The organism is Pseudoclavibacter sp. RFBI5 (genome assembly GCF_002931395.1).
Lineage (GTDB): Bacteria > Actinomycetota > Actinomycetes > Actinomycetales > Microbacteriaceae > Pseudoclavibacter.
Map to the genome: position 1 here is coordinate 143705 of NZ_PSYA01000002.1, position 14788 is coordinate 158492.

16 protein-coding genes are annotated in these 14788 nt (G+C 69.1%); 6 read left to right on the plus strand and 10 right to left on the minus strand.

Going from position 1 to position 14788, the window contains the following annotated elements:
- Positions 1-122: 122 nt before the first annotated feature.
- Positions 123-1523: an ice-binding family protein gene (locus C5E06_RS01310; RefSeq protein WP_104305750.1), complete on the plus strand. Its 1401-nt coding sequence runs from the start codon at positions 123-125 to the stop codon at positions 1521-1523.
- A 191-nt stretch (positions 1524-1714) separates the two neighbouring features.
- Here the strand turns inward: C5E06_RS01310 and C5E06_RS01315 are convergent, their stop codons facing one another.
- From C5E06_RS01315 to C5E06_RS01325, 3 genes are read right to left on the minus strand one after another with little or no spacing between them, the layout of a single operon-like run.
- Entirely contained in the window at positions 1715-2461 is a 747-nt protein-coding gene (locus tag C5E06_RS01315; RefSeq protein ID WP_104305751.1) for a hypothetical protein, read from the minus strand.
- Positions 2458-3207 carry a helix-turn-helix domain-containing protein gene (locus tag C5E06_RS01320; RefSeq protein WP_146081269.1) on the minus strand — a complete coding sequence of 250 codons (750 nt, stop codon included), beginning with the start codon at positions 3205-3207 and terminating at the stop codon, positions 2458-2460. The genes C5E06_RS01315 and C5E06_RS01320 overlap by 4 nt, the downstream gene beginning before the upstream one ends.
- Positions 3162-3659, minus strand: a complete 498-nt coding sequence (locus C5E06_RS01325) for an SRPBCC family protein (RefSeq protein WP_104240060.1) — start codon at positions 3657-3659, stop codon at positions 3162-3164. The genes C5E06_RS01320 and C5E06_RS01325 overlap by 46 nt, the downstream gene beginning before the upstream one ends.
- Before the next feature lie 59 nt (positions 3660-3718).
- Between C5E06_RS01325 and C5E06_RS01330 the strand changes: the two genes are divergently transcribed.
- On the plus strand, positions 3719-4477 hold the full coding sequence (locus C5E06_RS01330) for a methyltransferase domain-containing protein (RefSeq protein WP_104305753.1): 759 nt from the start codon (positions 3719-3721) through the stop codon (positions 4475-4477).
- A 101-nt stretch (positions 4478-4578) separates the two neighbouring features.
- Entirely contained in the window at positions 4579-4860 is a 282-nt protein-coding gene (locus C5E06_RS01335; RefSeq protein ID WP_104305754.1) for a hypothetical protein, read from the plus strand.
- Between the two features lie 19 nt (positions 4861-4879).
- Here the strand turns inward: C5E06_RS01335 and C5E06_RS01340 are convergent, their stop codons facing one another.
- The 3 genes from C5E06_RS01340 to C5E06_RS01350 all read right to left on the minus strand — a co-directional run bounded on the left by C5E06_RS01340 (position 4880) and on the right by C5E06_RS01350 (position 6988).
- Complete coding sequence (locus C5E06_RS01340; RefSeq protein ID WP_104240062.1) at positions 4880-5209, minus strand: DHCW motif cupin fold protein; 330 nt, start codon at positions 5207-5209, stop codon at positions 4880-4882.
- A gap of 46 nt (positions 5210-5255) precedes the next feature.
- On the minus strand, positions 5256-6263 hold the full coding sequence (locus tag C5E06_RS01345) for an LLM class flavin-dependent oxidoreductase (protein WP_104298036.1): 1008 nt from the start codon (positions 6261-6263) through the stop codon (positions 5256-5258).
- 83 nt (positions 6264-6346) lie between these two features.
- Positions 6347-6988, minus strand: coding sequence for an SRPBCC domain-containing protein (locus C5E06_RS01350; RefSeq protein WP_104305755.1), 642 nt, complete (start codon positions 6986-6988; stop codon positions 6347-6349).
- A gap of 99 nt (positions 6989-7087) precedes the next feature.
- On the opposite strand from C5E06_RS01350, the gene C5E06_RS01355 reads away from it, so the two are divergent.
- Complete coding sequence (locus C5E06_RS01355) at positions 7088-8731, plus strand: bifunctional 3'-5' exonuclease/DNA polymerase (RefSeq protein WP_104305756.1); 1644 nt, start codon at positions 7088-7090, stop codon at positions 8729-8731.
- Positions 8732-8747: 16 nt separating this feature from the next.
- Here C5E06_RS01355 and C5E06_RS01360 read toward each other — a convergent pair whose 3' ends face one another.
- Positions 8748-9899 (minus strand): AAA family ATPase, encoded by a 1152-nt coding sequence (locus tag C5E06_RS01360; RefSeq protein WP_104305757.1) that lies wholly within the window; start codon positions 9897-9899, stop codon positions 8748-8750.
- Positions 9900-10024: 125 nt separating this feature from the next.
- On the minus strand, positions 10025-11395 hold the full coding sequence (locus tag C5E06_RS01365; protein ID WP_181062850.1) for an NAD-dependent succinate-semialdehyde dehydrogenase: 1371 nt from the start codon (positions 11393-11395) through the stop codon (positions 10025-10027).
- 185 nt (positions 11396-11580) lie between these two features.
- Between C5E06_RS01365 and C5E06_RS01370 the strand changes: the two genes are divergently transcribed.
- Both C5E06_RS01370 and C5E06_RS01375 read left to right on the plus strand, forming a co-directional pair.
- Complete coding sequence (locus C5E06_RS01370; RefSeq protein WP_104305759.1) at positions 11581-13197, plus strand: ATP-binding protein; 1617 nt, start codon at positions 11581-11583, stop codon at positions 13195-13197.
- Positions 13194-13613 (plus strand): hypothetical protein, encoded by a 420-nt coding sequence (locus C5E06_RS01375; RefSeq protein WP_104305760.1) that lies wholly within the window; start codon positions 13194-13196, stop codon positions 13611-13613. The genes C5E06_RS01370 and C5E06_RS01375 overlap by 4 nt, the downstream gene beginning before the upstream one ends.
- Before the next feature lie 33 nt (positions 13614-13646).
- Here the strand turns inward: C5E06_RS01375 and C5E06_RS01380 are convergent, their stop codons facing one another.
- Together C5E06_RS01380 and C5E06_RS01385 are read right to left on the minus strand one after the other, a co-directional pair.
- Complete coding sequence (locus tag C5E06_RS01380; RefSeq protein WP_104305761.1) at positions 13647-14120, minus strand: nuclear transport factor 2 family protein; 474 nt, start codon at positions 14118-14120, stop codon at positions 13647-13649.
- A complete protein-coding gene (locus tag C5E06_RS01385; protein WP_181059569.1) occupies positions 14117-14578 on the minus strand; it encodes a nuclear transport factor 2 family protein in 462 nt (153 codons plus the stop codon). The genes C5E06_RS01380 and C5E06_RS01385 overlap by 4 nt, the downstream gene beginning before the upstream one ends.
- Positions 14579-14788: the final 210 nt, after the last annotated feature.

A 14788-nucleotide genomic window follows, 5' to 3' on the forward strand; every position in this document is an offset into this window, starting at 1 on the left:
TACCAACAGTGCGCTTTTGCCGAGCAGAGTGCAACCCCCAATAAGTTTCCCGGAGTTCATCTAGTCTCAGCCGGGCTCGCATTCTCGCGCGCGCCCGCATCCGCGGCACCAGGAAGGTCCCCATGGGAAGCACATCCGTTCGCACCACTCCTCCCCTCAGATTTCGACGCAAGCAGCTCCTCCTCCTTGCGGGTTCGACGGTCGCCGTCGCGGGCCTCTTCCCAGTCCTGCTCGGCTCCCAGTCGGCCCAGGCCATCGGCACGGCGCCCGACCTCGGCACCGCCGCCAGTTACTCGGTGCTCGGCGGGCAGTCGGTGACGAACACCGGCCCAAGCGTGCTCGATGGCGACCTCGGAGTGAACCCCGGGACGGCGATCAGCGGGTTCCCGCCCGGCATCGTGCTCGGCGACGTGCACGCCACGGACGCCAACTCCCTGCAGGCCCAGGCGGATGTGACCACCGCGTACAACGCGCTCGAAGGTCAGGCCGCCGACGCGCCCATCAGCGCCGACCTCGGCGGACAGACGCTCACGGCCGGCGTGTACGAGGCTTCGAGCACCGCGGGCATCACCGGGACGCTCTCCCTCGACGCGGAAGGCGATCCCGACGCGGTCTTCATCTTCCAGATCGGCTCCGCGCTGACCACCGCACCCGACAGCACCGTCGCGCTCCTCAACGGCGCACAGGCGTGCAACGTGTTCTGGCAGATCGGCAGCTCCGCCACGCTGGACACCGACACGACCTTCGTCGGCTCGATCCTCGCCCTCACCTCGATCACCGTGAACGAGGGATCGACCGTCGACGGACGTGCGCTCGCCAGGAACGGCTCGGTCACCCTCGACACGAACACCTTCACGACCAGTGAATGCGTCACTGTCACGCCGACGGAGACGACGACGCCGACGGAGACGACGACGCCGACGGAGACGACGACGCCGACCGTGACGGTCACGCCGACGGAGACGACGACGCCGACGGAGACGACGACGCCGACCGAGACGACGACGCCGACGGAGACGACGACGCCGACGGAGACGACGACGCCCACGGAGACGACGACGCCGACGGAGACGACGACGCCGACGGAGACGACGACGCCGACCGTGACGGTCACGCCGACGGAGACGACGACGCCGACCGTGACGGTCACGCCGACGGAGACGACGACGCCGACCGAGACGGTCACGCCGACGGAGACGACGACGCCGACCGAGACGACGACGCCGACGGAGACGACCACGCCGACCACGACCGTGACGCCGACGGAGACGGCGACGGCGACGCCGACCGTGACCGTGACGCCGACAGCGTCAGTCACCCCGACGACGACAGCGTCGGTCACCCCGACGACGACGGCCCCCGCAGCCGTTCCCGTGAAGCCCGGAGCTACCGGCTCGCCTGACCTGGCGACCACCGGTGCTCAGGATGCGGGTCCCTGGCTCATCGGAGGGCTCGCCGTGCTCATCGCCGGCGGCGCGCTGCTGATCGCCAGCCTGCGTCGACGCAACTCGCACGAGGTCTGAGCCCGCGCGGCTGCGACTGAACTGAACTGAACTGAGCAGGCCTCGGCAGGTGCCAACCGCACCGGCCGGGGCCTTCTCGGCTTCCGGCTCCCGTCACCGTGCATTCACCGCACGTTCTTCTGAGGCCGCAGCAAAGTACCGCCTAGGTCAGGCACAATTTCTCCCATCCCCAACCCACCGGCATCCCGCTCTCACTCCAAAACGAATTGATCCAGGACGATCTTGATCGTCTCCGCGTCCACGCCGACGCTGAGATGGAGATGTGGGCGGGCGAGGATCATTGCGAACGCAGCCCGGACCCTGGCAGCCTCGGTCCTGGTGACTTTTTCCCCGACTCGGTCGCCTCGGGTGACGAGTGAGGCGAGGATCGACAGGTCGTTGAGGTGTCGCTCTGCCTTGGCGCCCTCGCCGATCAGCATTGCGGACGCCTTCGCGATGATGGCTCCCTGAAGCGTGGGTCGAATCACGGTCCCGGTGACGCCCGCGACGGCGACCTCGATCACCTCGGAGCGATCCAAAGCGCCTTGGCCACCAGGTGCGGCGATGGTGCGGCCGCCCGTGACGCCGGTTCGATTGTCGGCGTGCTCCCCCAAGAATCGCGGAATGAGGACATCGATCTGCGCCTCACCCTTCACCCAGCGATGCTGCACACCTTTCATGCCTTCGAGGATCGACGGCGACTCGCCTGCGGACTTGTAGCCAAGGTCGGTAAGAGTCTTGGTGAAGTCGAAGAGCATGGTTGGATGTGCCCGGATATCGAGGACGGCGTCCGCGTCTTGCGTGGGCCGAGGCGGGTCCGCCTCGCGCTCCCAGCAGAGCGAGTGGACCATCTGCCCGCCGACGGGCGCCCAGCCCTTTGGGTGCGCCTTGTAGACCTCGAAGAGCGCGTGCCACGCCTCGGCCTGGGCGGGAGTCATGGCTGGGGCGGTGATGGTCAATCGTCGACCTTTCGGAGGAGTTCGGCGACGCGGGATCGCTCGCGGACACCGTCATGGTGTGCGAGGTCTACGAGGAGCAGCCCGAGAGGCAGGGGTGACGGCGGTTTCTCGTCGGTGAGGTGCAAGAGAACATTGGGCCTCTCGGATGGCCGGAGCAGGTACTCGCGGCGGATCGCGGCGGCATCATCCTTGGCGACCCGGGCTTCGAGCTGGCCCGCGGCGGCGATCTCGGCGCGCGGATCGCTGAACCCGGACTTGACGATGCGCTCGTCGGCGGCGAGGTCGGCGAGGTCACGGGCAGCCACCTGGAGCTTCAGGGGTGCCTCTTCGCGGATCCAAGCGCCAAGGATGCGGTCCGGATCGGGGCTGTGCATGAGTTCGTTGCGGTAGCGGCGGAGTCGTGCGCGTTCGGATGTCGAGAGCCCCTCAGGGGCATCTCCGGAGAGGATCGCGAGGAGGTTCGCGCGCATCCGGTTGGCCAGCGGGCGAGAGGCTGCGGGGCGGTGTGCGGAGGACTGATCGATGAGCCACTGCCTACCCACCTGGCGGGCCGGGATGGTGCCTTGCTCGATGAGTGCGCGCACGCGGCGAGGGGACACCCCCTCACGTTTGGCAAACTCGGCAACGCTCTCTTCTGGCATGTACACAAGCGTACCGGCAGCGGTAGGGATGTGTATATGGGTGCGGCTGCTGGGCGTTCCTAAGCCGCGGCGGCGACCGCGGCGAGCACGACGGGGTCTTCGCATCCGCGTGCGAATCCGCGGATGCGGCGGTCGATGTCGCGCTGCAGCACGAACTTCCCGATGCGCTCCGCGACCGGGGCGAGCCACTTCGGCTTGCAGGCGAAGTTGTAGCGCCATACCGCGAGTGTGCGGGCCTCACCGTCGCCCTCGGCGTCCGGGGCGGGTGTGAACCGCCAGCCCCCGCCGAGGCGCTCGAAGAACCAGGAGCCCTTCGTCATCTTCATGCCAACATTCGTCGGCGGGGCGTAGGAGACGTACTCGCTGATCATCCGGAAGCCGAGCCGCTGCACGGTGGCGGTGCGCACCCCCTTCGCGGGGAGCGTCGCCCCGTCGAGGAAGTGCTGACGACGGATGAACGGGTCCCAGCGCATCCGCACCTCGCCGGTGGTCTGGGATACGGCGAACGCCGTCGCAGGATCGACGTGGACGATGCAGCGGGACTCGACGACGGGCATGCCCCATCGTGACACGCGCGTTCCCGAGAGGCGTCCGCGAGGTTCGACATGATGGGGTGATGGACAGCGCATTCGAGGAACTCATCGCCGAGGCCGAGGCCGCCAGCGTCGATGGCTGGGACTTCTCCTGGCTCGATGGGCGGGCCAGCGAGGAACGGCCCAGCTGGGGCTACGCGCGCCTCCTCGGCGAGCGGATGGGGCGTGCGCAGGCGTCCCTCGACATTCAGACGGGCGGGGGCGAGGTCCTGGCGCTGTCGCCCGTCATGCCGCCGTTGGCTGTCGCGACGGAGTCCTTTACGCCGAACGTCGCGAAGGCGACTCGGCTGCTGCATCCGAGGGGCGTTGCCGTCGTCGCCGACCCCGACGAGCCGCCGCTGCCGTTCGCAAGCTGCGCCTTCGATCTCGTGACGAGCCGCCACCCGGCGACGGTTTGGTGGGTGGAGATCGCACGCGTGCTGCGCCCCGGCGGCACCTACCTCGCGCAGCACGTCGGCCCCGCCAGCGTCTTCGAGCTCATCGAGTACTTCCTCGGCCCTCAGCCGCAGGCGCGTCTCGAGCGGCGCGCGGACGATGAGGCGAGGGCTGCGGTCGCGGCCGGACTCGACATCGTCGACCTCCGCGAGGAGCGGCTCCGCATCGAGATCAGAGATGTTGGGGCAGTCGTCTACCTGCTGCGGAAGGTCATCTGGTGGGTTCCCGGCTTCAGCGTCGACGCCTATCGGACCCGCCTGCGAGAGCTGCACGAGCTCATCCAGCGCGAGGGGGCGTTCGTCGCGCACTCCACTCGACACCTCATCGAAGCCAAGCGGCCCGACTGAAGATCCCGGCTGCGCCCCTGAACCCCGCTCCCCAGGTTCGCGGAGGATCGCGTGCTTGCCTGAGACGCGAGAACTCCGCAAGCGAACAGGCGGGAGCCCCCATGGAAGACAAGCGACGCCGCGACGCGCGCCTCGGAAGCTCGGCCGCCGGTGACCCCGTTGGGGGCCCGGGCGAGCGGAGCGGGCGTGAAGAGAAATCCGGTGCCGAGACGGCTGGCGAGAAGGGCGACCTGCTCGGCGCGGTCGGCAAGCTCGCCAACGTGTTCGCGTTCGGGAAGCTCCCGGACGCGTCAGCCGCCGCCTCGACCGCCGACGGGACGCCGTCGGCGGACACCGACGATGACGGGACCGGCGGCACGGGTGGAGCGCGGCGCGCCCCGTAGCCGCCCCTCGGGCCGACGATCAGTCGATGACGAAGAGCTTGGCGCCGGTCGCCGTGCTGGAGCGGTGCGCTTCCATGCCGGTGCCGACCTGGTAGCTCTGGCCCGCCTCCAGCGTGACGCGGCGGCCGTCGTCGAGCTCGGTCTCGAGGCTCCCCTCGAGCACGAGGAGCACGTGCCCGCGGGAGCACCAGTGATCGGCGAGATAGCCCGGCGAGTACTCGACCTGACGGATGCGCGTGTCACCGATCTGCTGCGTCCGCCAGGTGGCGCCGCCGGTCTCGCCGGAGTGCTGCGTCGGCGCTACTGCCGCCCAGTCGGTGGTCGTGAAGGCGTGCCCGATGAGGTCCATCCCCCGACGATAGCTCCCCGGCGAATGCCGGCGAGACCGCCGCGGCTCACACGGAACCGCTGAGCTCCCGGGTGCGCATCGCCTCTGCCGTGATCTCCAGCGAACGGACCCGATCGGCGCTCTCCAGCGAGCCGTGCCCGATGATGAGCTCGTCGGCGCCGGTCGCCTCCGCGAACTCGGTGAGGTAGTCGCGCACCTCCTGCCCGGTTCCCACCGCCGTGTACCGCATCATGTTCGCGATCTGCTGCCCCTGCGGGCTCGCGATGATCTGGTCCATCTGCTCATCGCTGAAATCGGAGTTCGGCCCGCGCAGCAGGATGCTGCGAAGTCTGGAGCGCCGGGAGCGGGTGAACTGCTCCTGCGCATCCGCCGAATCGAGGGCCGCGACGACGTTGACCCCCACGATGAGGTGGGGCGCCGCGAGCTGCTCGGAGGGCTGGAACTGCTCGCGGTACAGGGCGACGGCCTGGAACAGCTGGTCCGGGGCGAAGTGCGACGCGAACGCGTATGGCAGGCCGAGCTGTGCGGCGAGCTGCGCTCCGAAGAGGCTCGAGCCGAGGATGTAGAGGGGCACCTCGGTGCCACCGCCCGGCACCGCCTGCACGCCGGGGATGGTCGACTGGCCGCGCAGGAACGCCTGCAGCTCCAGAACATCCTGCGGGAACTCATTGGCGGAGGCCGGGGAACGCCGCAGCGCTCGGAACGTCGCCTGGTCGCTCCCTGGCGCGCGCCCGAGGCCCAGGTCGATGCGGTCCGGGTAGAGCGTCGCGAGGGTGCCGAACTGCTCCGCGATGACCAGCGGGGAGTGGTTCGGGAGCATGACGCCACCCGCGCCCAGCCGGATCGTGGAGGTCTGAGAGGCGATGTGCCCGATGAGCACGCTCGTCGCGCTCGACGCGATCGTCGGCATGTTGTGGTGCTCGGCGTACCAGACACGACGGTAGCCGGAGCGCTCGGCAGCCTGGGCGAGCTCGACGCTCGCCTGGAAGCTCTCCCTGACGGTCTGGCCAGGGGCGATGGGAGCGAGGTCGAGGATTGAGAGAGGAACAGTCACCCTGGATGCAACCGCCGAGAGGCGTCAGGTGTTCCCGGCGGGTCGGAGGCGTCTCGTCGGCCGTGCCTGCCTTCCCGCACCGGCTATTCGTCGCCCGTGTAGAAGGCCGCGGTGCGCGTCGCCGATTCGTGGGCGTCGTCGGGGTCGGCGCCCGCGCTCAGATGCGCGATGCACCAGCGGTCAGCCGCGGAGGCGACGAATCGCCTGCCGCCGTCGGAGTCGTTGAAGGCCGACATGGTCGCGTGGACGTCCGCGTCCTCGTCGGCGAGGGCGATGGCCAGGGCGAGGAGAGCTCCGTCCCAGCCGATGCCGGTGGCAGCTGGCCCGTACTGGGCCCAGTGCTCGTTGTCCGCCACGACGTGTCGAAGCGTGAGGCGCGTCCCTTGCCCCGCGCGCTCGAGGGCGAGGCTGACGCGGCTCACGTCGCCGTCGTACTCCCACGTCAGATGCATCAGGGCGTTCGCCTCGCAGCGCTCGATGGTTCCGGAGGTGCCGCTGTCGGTCAGCCGGTACCTGCCGCCCTGCCGGAGCTCGCCTTCGGCGGGCTCGAACCAGCGGGCCAGACCCTCCGGGGTCGTGCACAGGCCCCAGATGTTCTCTGGTGGATTCGCGAAGTCGCGCTCGAGCGTCACCACGTGGCTCGTGCCATCCCGCGCGACGCTGCGCGTGACGTTCTCGAGGCTGTCGGTCGACGCTCCGGCGGGGGACACCGGTTTCGTTTCCATGCGACCAGCGTGCCCGCGGATGTTGTGGAATCGCGCAGACCCGGGGCGACCCGGGTATCGGCGTCCTGGATTGTCGGTGCCCTGCCCCACAATGAACGGATGCACATCCTCGTCACGTCGCTCGCGCGCGGCTTCGCGCTCGAAGACCGGCGAGGTCCCGCCGATGGCGACGAGGCGTCGGCGCCCGTCACCGTTCCCGACGCGATCGCCCTCGCGCAGCTCGTGTCCGAACGTGAGCGGTCTGCGCCGCCGTCCGACCCCATCCGGTGGGTGTGGAACAGCCAGGACATCGTGCCGCGACTTCTCGCCCACGGCGTGCGGGTGGGGCGCTGCCACGATCTGCGCCTTGCCGGGCGCATCCTCATCACGGCCGGCTACCTCGACGCTCGATTCGACGTGGCGGATGCCCGTGGGGGCTCGCACCCCGGCGAGGGCCTCTTCGATCTCGACGCCGAGAACCCGGGAACACCCGAGGCGACGCGGCGGCTCTTCGACGCCCAGCTCGCCGGGCTGGAGGCGTCGGATCAGGAAGCGGATCGGAAGGGCGCCCTCGCGTTCCTCGTCGGCGTCGAGAGCGCTGGTGCCCTTGTCGCGGCCGAGCTCCGGGCGGCGGGCATGCCGTTCAGCGTCGAACGCCACGAGGGAGTGCTCGTCGAGGCGCTCGGCGCGAGGGGCACGGGTGGCCGACCGGCGAAGCTCGAGGCGGCGGCCTCAGCTGTTCGAGCTGCGCTCGGGGAGGCGACGCTCAACGTCGATTCGCCAAAAGACCTCCTCGCTGCACTGCGCCGGGCGGGGCTCGATGTGTCCAGCACCAGCAAGTGGGAACTCGTCGGCAAATCGCATCCGGTCGTCGATGCGCTGCTGCACTACAAGCGTCTGCACCGGCTCTTCACGGCGAACGGCTGGACGTGGCGCGAGGAGTGGATCCACGGTGGGCGGTTCCGCCCCGACTATGTGCCGGGCGGCGTAGTGACCGGGCGCTGGGCGACGAGCGGCGGCGGAGCGATGCAGCTCCCGAAGGAGATCCGCAGCGCCGTGGTCGCCGACACCGGCTGGAAGCTCGTCGTCGCGGACGCGGCCCAGCTCGAACCGAGGATCCTCGCGGCTATGTCGGGGGATGAGGCCATGGCGCGGGCGGGCGCGCAGCGCGACATGTACGCGGCATTCGTCGACCGCGGCGTCGTGCCGGACCGAGACAGCGCCAAGGTCGCGATGCTCGGGGCCATGTACGGCGCGACGACGGGCCAGAGCGCCGTCCTCCTGCCGGGTCTCGAGCGGGCGTTCCCGCACGCCATGGGGCTTGTCGCCTCGGCTGCGCGTTCCGGTGAGCGGGGGCAGCAGGTGCAGACCTGGCTCGGTCGCACGTCTCCGTGGCCGCCCGCTGAGTTCTCGCCTCGCGACTTCGGCCGCTTCACACGGAACTTCATCGTGCAGGGCACGGCAGCCGAATGGGCGCTCACGTGGATGGCAGGTATCCGGCAGCGCCTCGCCGCCCTCGGCTCGGGAACGGGCGACCCGCGGGGCACCGGCTCGGTCGCGGATGCGCCGCTCGAGCGCACGGCGCACCTCGCCTACTTCCTGCACGACGAGGTGGTCGTGCACGCGCCAGCCGAGCACGCGGAGCGCGCCGCCGCGGAGGTCATCGCGGCCGCCGCAGAGGCAGGGCGCTTCCTGTTCGCCGGCAGCCAGGTCACGTTCCCCGTCGTCGCGCACGTCGTGGACAGCTACGGAGAAGCGAAGTAGGCGCGGCTTCGGTGACTCAGCGCTTCGGCCAGACCCAGAGCGGTCCGTCGAACTGCAGTTTGCCGCGGATGCTCGTCGCCCCCGCCTCCTTCTCGAGCTCGACGACGTTCGCGTCGTCGCGCCAGCCATCGACGAGGGGCTGCGAGTGGGTGACGACGATCACCTGCGTCTGCTCCGAGGCTCGCCGGATGAGGCCCGCAAGCGTTGGCAGGAGGCTGGGGTGGAGGCTCGCCTCCGGCTCGTTCAGGACCAGCAGCTCTGGCATGCGCGGCGAGAGGAGCGCCGTCGCGAGGAGGATCATCCGCAGCGTGCCGTCGGACAGCTCCCGCGCATCCAGTGGCCTCGCAAGGCCCGGCTGCGACATGACGATCTTCGCCATGCCAGACTCGTCTTCCTCGACGCTGACCCGTGACCCCGGGAAAGCAGCATCGATGGCGTCGTGGAAGGCCCCCGCCTGGCCGATTCGCTGCACCGTCGCGAGCGCGGCTGGGAGCCGCGAGCCGTCGTCGGGGAGCACCGGGGTGAACGTGGCGGGGCTCGGCAGCCGAGCGGGAGCCGCCGCGTCGGTGCGGAGGTAGTCGAGGAAGCGCCAACCGCGCGCCGACTCGCGCAGCGCGTACAGCTCGGGTGCTGTTGAGGGGTCGGCGAGTGTCGCGAGCATCGACTCGGCCTCGCGCACGCTCCACTCGGCCTGCACGAGCTTGAAGTCGGCGTCTCTCACGCGCACCGAGTTCGCGCGGCGTTCGACGAGCGTCGTCGAGGGGCGCAGCAGCTCGCTCGCCCAGACGAGCTCGCTCTTGACCACCGGGTCGAAGGGGAAATCGGAGATGATCGGGATGCCGAGGTCGATCGCGAAGTTCTGGACCTGCTCCGGCGAGGGCATACCGAGGTCGGTCGCGAAGGACACCCCGGAGGTGCGCAGGCCGAGCTTGAGGGTGACGGGCTCACCGCGGGACCGCTTGCCGGCGTGGATGACCGCCCGGAGACCGCCCTCCATCGCGAGCGACGAGAGGGCCCCCTCGCGGATGATGTCGTGCAGCAGGCGCAGCGCTCGGTAGAGGTTGGACTTGCCGCTGCCGTTCGCCCCCGTGATGACGTTCAAGCGCTCGAGCCCGAGCGTGACGCTCTTGATGGACCGGTAGTTCTCGATGGCGAGGAGTTCAAGCATGCTCACACGCTAGGGGGTACCTCCGACATCGCCGCTGGAGGGTGCGGTCGCGCCCTGCACATGCAGCAAGCGCGGCACCGCCTCCGGAGAGGCGGTGCCGCGCTTGTCCTCTGCGCGCTGGCCGTCTACTTGACCTGGCGGATGAGCTTCTTGTTCACGAACTCCTCGATGCCGAGCGAACCGAGCTCGCGGCCGAAGCCGGAGCGCTTCACTCCGCCGAAGGGCAGCTCGGGGCTGTCGAGCCCGACGCCGTTGATGTAGACCATGCCGGCTTCGATGGCGTCGGCGACGCGCTGCGCCTGCTCCTGGTCGGTCGTGAAGAGGTACGAGCCCAGACCGAAGGGCGTGGCGTTCGCGAGATCGATGGCCTCCTCTTCGCTGCCGACCTTGTAGAGGGCGGCGACGGGGCCGAAGAACTCTTCCGTGTAGGCGTCGTTGTCGGGGGTGACGCCGGCGAGCACGGTCGACTCGAAGAAGTTGCCGTCGTGGCCACCGCCCGCGAGGAGCTGCGCGCCCTGAGCGACAGCCCGCTCGACCTGCTCGGCGAGGTTCTTCGTGGCCGGGGCCGACGAGAGCGGGCCGAGCTCCGAGTTGTCCTTCGTCGGGTCGACGGGAGCGACCGAGGTCATCGCGGCCGTGAACTTCTCCGCGAACTCGTCGTAGAGCGAGTCGATGACGATCATGCGCTTCGCGCCGTTGCAGGCCTGCCCGGAGTTATCGAGGCGCGCGGCGACCGCGGCTTCGACGGCCTCGTCGACGCTGTCGGTGCTGAGCAGGATGAACGGGTCGGAGCCGCCGAGCTCGAGGACGACCTTCTTGAGGTTGCGGCCGGCGATCTCGGCGACCGCGGCGCCCGCGCGCTCCGAGCCGGTCAGTGAGACGCCGTGGATGCGGTCGTCGGCGATGATGTCGGCGATCTGCTCGTTGGTGGCGAAGATGTTGACGTAGGCACCCTCGGGGAACCCGGCGTCGGCGAAGATCTGCTGGAGCGCTGTCGCCGACTCGGGGCACTGGCCGGCGTGCTTCAGCAGGATCGGGTTGCCGAGCACGAGGTTCGGGCCGGCGAAGCGAGCGACCTGGTAGAACGGGAAGTTCCAGGGCATGATGCCGAGGAGGGGACCGAGGGCGGAACGGCGGATGAGGGCGGTGCCTTCGCCTCCGAGCAGCTCGATCGGGGCGTCCTTCAGGAAGTTCTCCGCGTTGTCGGCGTAGTACTGCAGGATGTCGGCGCTGAAGTCGACCTCCCCGTAGGACTGCTCGATGGGCTTGCCCATCTCCTTCGTGATGATCTCGGCGAGGGCCTCGCGGCGCTCGCGGTGCAGCTCGGCTGCCCGGCTCATGAGGGCGGCGCGCTCTGCGACGGTGCTCGGCTTCGACCAGGTCCGGTAGGCGCCGTCGAGGCTCTGCAGGGCGGTCTCGATGCCCTCGGATGTGACGAGCGGGAATTCCTGTCCCTGCTCGCCGGTGGCTGGGTTCACGACTACGTAGGTGCTCAAACTCACTCCAGACATTGGATGCGTGCGCGCAGCATCGCGCGATTGGGTGAAGCCTAGGAGATGGGGCCTTGGAAACCCAGGGTTCGGGCCGATTTAACTGAATATCGTTTATTTACAGGGTGCCTCTCCGGCGATGCGGCTCTAGGCTCTGGAGCGGCGGGATTCGCCCGCAGGCAGGGGATGGCATGAGCGAGCAGTCACACGACGATGTCCAGTTCTTCCGTGCGTTCAAGCGGTTCCTCGAACGCGTCAACGAGACGCCGGCCGAGGTCCAAGTCGTGCGCACGCCCTTCGGCGGCGAGCTGAGCGATTTCCTCGGCGCCGACGCCGAAGCGCTCCCGGTTGTCGTCGAGGAGTTCGCGAGCTACCGGATCGTCGACGCGGATATCGCGCTTGAGGAGATCGCCGCCCGCGGCGAAGCGAGGCTCGTCGGTGTCGCCGGTGGCTCCGCCCACGCGCACGCCGGCCTCGCGGAGCTCATCTCGAGCCCGCACATGCCGTTCAGGTCGGGGCCCGCCGAGTTCGCCGAGAAGGCGACAGGTCCCAGGTCGACACGACAGGTCGTGAGCTTCGGTGCACGACTCTTCACCTACCGTGGCGCCCGAGTTGTGGTCATGCAGCGCGCATCCCGCCCCGACATGGGCCGACCGCAGGGGCAGCTCGAGGTGCTCACCGCCGCAGACCCCTCGCTCGTCTCCGATCTCCTCGGCGAGGTTCGCGCCCTCATGATCGAGCGCAGCGTGCTGCGCGGCAAGGTGCTCGCGTTCGAGAACAGCGACTACCGGATGGACGCTGGTGCGTCGTTCCTGGAGCGACCGGCCGTCGCCGAGACCGACGTGATCCTGCCGTACGGCGTCCTTGAATCAGTGGTGTCGCACGTGATCGAGATCGGGCGGCAGCGTGAGGTCCTGCTTGCCGCAGGCCAGCATCTGAAGCGGGGCGTGCTGCTCTACGGCCCGCCTGGGACCGGGAAGACGCTCACCGTCAGGCATCTCCTGAGCCGCACGGAGGGGGTGACGGCCGTGCTGCTGACCGGGTCGAGCATCCAGCACATCAGCGCGGCCGCCGAACTGGCCCGCACCCTGCAGCCGTCGATCGTGGTGCTCGAGGACATCGACCTCGTTGCCATGGAACGCCACGCGTCCCCGCAGCCGTTGCTCTTCGAGGTGCTCGACGCGCTTGATGGCCTCGACGGCGATGCCGACGTCGCCTTCATCATGACCACCAACCGGGTGCAGGTGCTCGAGCGGGCGCTCGTCTCGCGTCCCGGTCGCGTCGACCTGGCCGTGGAGATCGCGCTGCCAGGCGGGCCGGAGCGCTACCGTCTGCTCGAGAAGTACGCCGCGGGCCTGCCGTTCAGCGACGAAGCGCTCCTGGAGGCGTCGGGTCGTGCCGAGCAGACCACCGGGTCGTTCGCCAAGGAGCTCATCCGCCGTGCGGTGCTCGCGGCGGCACGGCATGGCGTCGAGCCGGACGACGAGATCCTGCTGTTCGAGCTCGACGAACTGATGTCGGCGCAGTCCGCGCTCACGAGGCGCCTCCTCGGCGACGGCACGGAGCCGAGCGGTGACGAAGTCGCTGAGGGCGGAATGGAGATCATCTCCACAGCGGAAGGCGACCGCACGGGGTCCGTCACCTACCGGGCTCTGGGTGCAGAGGCTGACTCCGGCTGGACGGCGTACGTTCCGGCCTCGGACGCGGTCTACCCGCCTGGTGTGCCTGGCGCCCCGCCCGAGCCAGGTGTCGGTTCCGCGGGGGAGGCGAACGGCTCTGGCCCCGTGCATCAGGCGGACCAGCGATGAAAACGCGCGCACTTCGCGCGGGTCTGATCTCCGGCCTCTGCGCAGCCGCGTTGCTCTCGACGAGCGGATGCTCAATCTTCATCCCACAATACGGACTCACGATCAGGGAAGCGGTGGTCGACGCGGAGTACACGGGCCCCGACTACGCCAGCAACCCCGTGGAGATCACGGAGTCGGCCTGCGGCGAAGAGATCGACTGTCTTGAGGCCTGGTCGACGGATCAGGCTGACTACTACCGCTTCGCGACGCGTGACGAGGCCGCCGAGTTGGCAGATGGGCTTGCAGACGGGGCGCAGTCGAACTTTATCGTCATGGACTTCGCCGGAAAGGCGGGCGTAGACCGCAGTGATCAAGAAGCGGCCTCATGCCAGCTCCGTGGCACCCACTTCGATCATGAGGGCCCCTGCATCGACTGATATTGGCGCCGCGCTCCGTGTCCCGCGACTTTCTCAGCTGACCACTGACAGCCAGCGCTCCGACGAGAAGGTGCGAGTCGAAGCGCCGCCCGGGTCGCTCGGCGGGCGTGAGCCGCGGCTCACGTCGCGCACCCTGATGCGCCAGCCGTCTGCCGTGCGGACGATGGTGTCGATGTAGTCGCCGCTCGCCGTCGTGCCGTCCGTTCGCACGAGGAGGAACTTCGACCAGGACGTGATGGTGTCGGCGTCGACCCGATGGAGGACGGTGTCGGTGGTGTAGTGCGGGTGGTAGGGCTGCACGGTGTTGATGACCCGGGCGAGCGCCTCGTCACCGCGCACCGCGTTCGGGCCCGTGCCGAAGGAGAAGTCCTCCGTAAATACCTTGCGCAGGTGATCCCAGTCGCGGTTGTCGATGACCTGCCCGTAGCGGGCGAGCACGTCGAGGACCTCGGCGGCGTCGGCGGCAGGCACTTGCGCTGCCACGGCGCTCGGGCTCTGCGCTGTCATCGCGACGACTCGAAGCTCGCGAAGGACTCCGCGCCCTCGGCCGAGTACTGTCCGCTCGGGCGCTCGCGGTTTCGCTCCGTGATGCGGCGGCTCGTGATGACCCACGTGCCGTCGCGTTCCTCGAGGGTGTCGAGGTAGTCGCCGCCTGCGGCGGATGCCTCGTAGGTGACGAGCACGTAGCGACTCCAGGCGACGGCCGACCCGGCGGCCTCGCCAGCCCGGATGACCGTGTTGATGGTGTGGTGGGAGGGCAGGTGCCCGCCGAGCGAGGCCGCGAGCTGCTGCTCGAAGGCTCTCGCTCCTGATGCGCCAGTGAACTCGCCAGCAGGGCTCTCGATGCGCGCATCCGGAGCGAGGACCGAGTCGAGCAGGGTCCATTCGCCGTTGTCGACGAAGTGCCCGTAGAGCGCGAGGGTCTGCTGGATGCCCCAGCGGTCGTCGGCGGTGAGTGTGGTCACGTTCAGCCCCATTTCGTTTCCGTTCAGGAACAGTCTCACCAGCCACCAACATCCGCGTGCTCTCCGCGGTCGCGGAACTTCCGCGGGCGTCACGAGCGGAAATCTCGGGCAAAACCTGCCAGCGGGGGCTCTGTCTGTGGTTTCCGCACCGGGGCGCACCCATTTTTGCTAGTTTGTTGAACTAGTTTCATGGCGTCGACGGCGCCACCA

Bases quoted from the DNA above. Each gene is read 5' to 3' on its own strand.
- C5E06_RS01310 (WP_104305750.1), top strand. From the start codon at position 123: ATGGGAAGCACATCCGTTCGCACCACTCCTCCCCTCAGATTTCGACGC.
- C5E06_RS01320 (WP_146081269.1), bottom strand. From the start codon at position 3,207: ATGCGAAGACCCCGTCGTGCTCGCCGCGGTCGCCGCCGCGGCTTAGGA.
- C5E06_RS01325 (WP_104240060.1), bottom strand. From the start codon at position 3,659: ATGCCCGTCGTCGAGTCCCGCTGCATCGTCCACGTCGATCCTGCGACG.
- C5E06_RS01330 (WP_104305753.1), top strand. From the start codon at position 3,719: ATGGACAGCGCATTCGAGGAACTCATCGCCGAGGCCGAGGCCGCCAGC.
- C5E06_RS01335 (WP_104305754.1), top strand. From the start codon at position 4,579: ATGGAAGACAAGCGACGCCGCGACGCGCGCCTCGGAAGCTCGGCCGCC.
- C5E06_RS01340 (WP_104240062.1), bottom strand. From the start codon at position 5,209: ATGGACCTCATCGGGCACGCCTTCACGACCACCGACTGGGCGGCAGTA.
- C5E06_RS01350 (WP_104305755.1), bottom strand. From the start codon at position 6,988: ATGGAAACGAAACCGGTGTCCCCCGCCGGAGCGTCGACCGACAGCCTC.
- C5E06_RS01355 (WP_104305756.1), top strand. From the start codon at position 7,088: ATGCACATCCTCGTCACGTCGCTCGCGCGCGGCTTCGCGCTCGAAGAC.
- C5E06_RS01360 (WP_104305757.1), bottom strand. From the start codon at position 9,899: ATGCTTGAACTCCTCGCCATCGAGAACTACCGGTCCATCAAGAGCGTC.
- C5E06_RS01370 (WP_104305759.1), top strand. From the start codon at position 11,581: ATGAGCGAGCAGTCACACGACGATGTCCAGTTCTTCCGTGCGTTCAAG.
- C5E06_RS01375 (WP_104305760.1), top strand. From the start codon at position 13,194: ATGAAAACGCGCGCACTTCGCGCGGGTCTGATCTCCGGCCTCTGCGCA.
- C5E06_RS01380 (WP_104305761.1), bottom strand. From the start codon at position 14,120: ATGACAGCGCAGAGCCCGAGCGCCGTGGCAGCGCAAGTGCCTGCCGCC.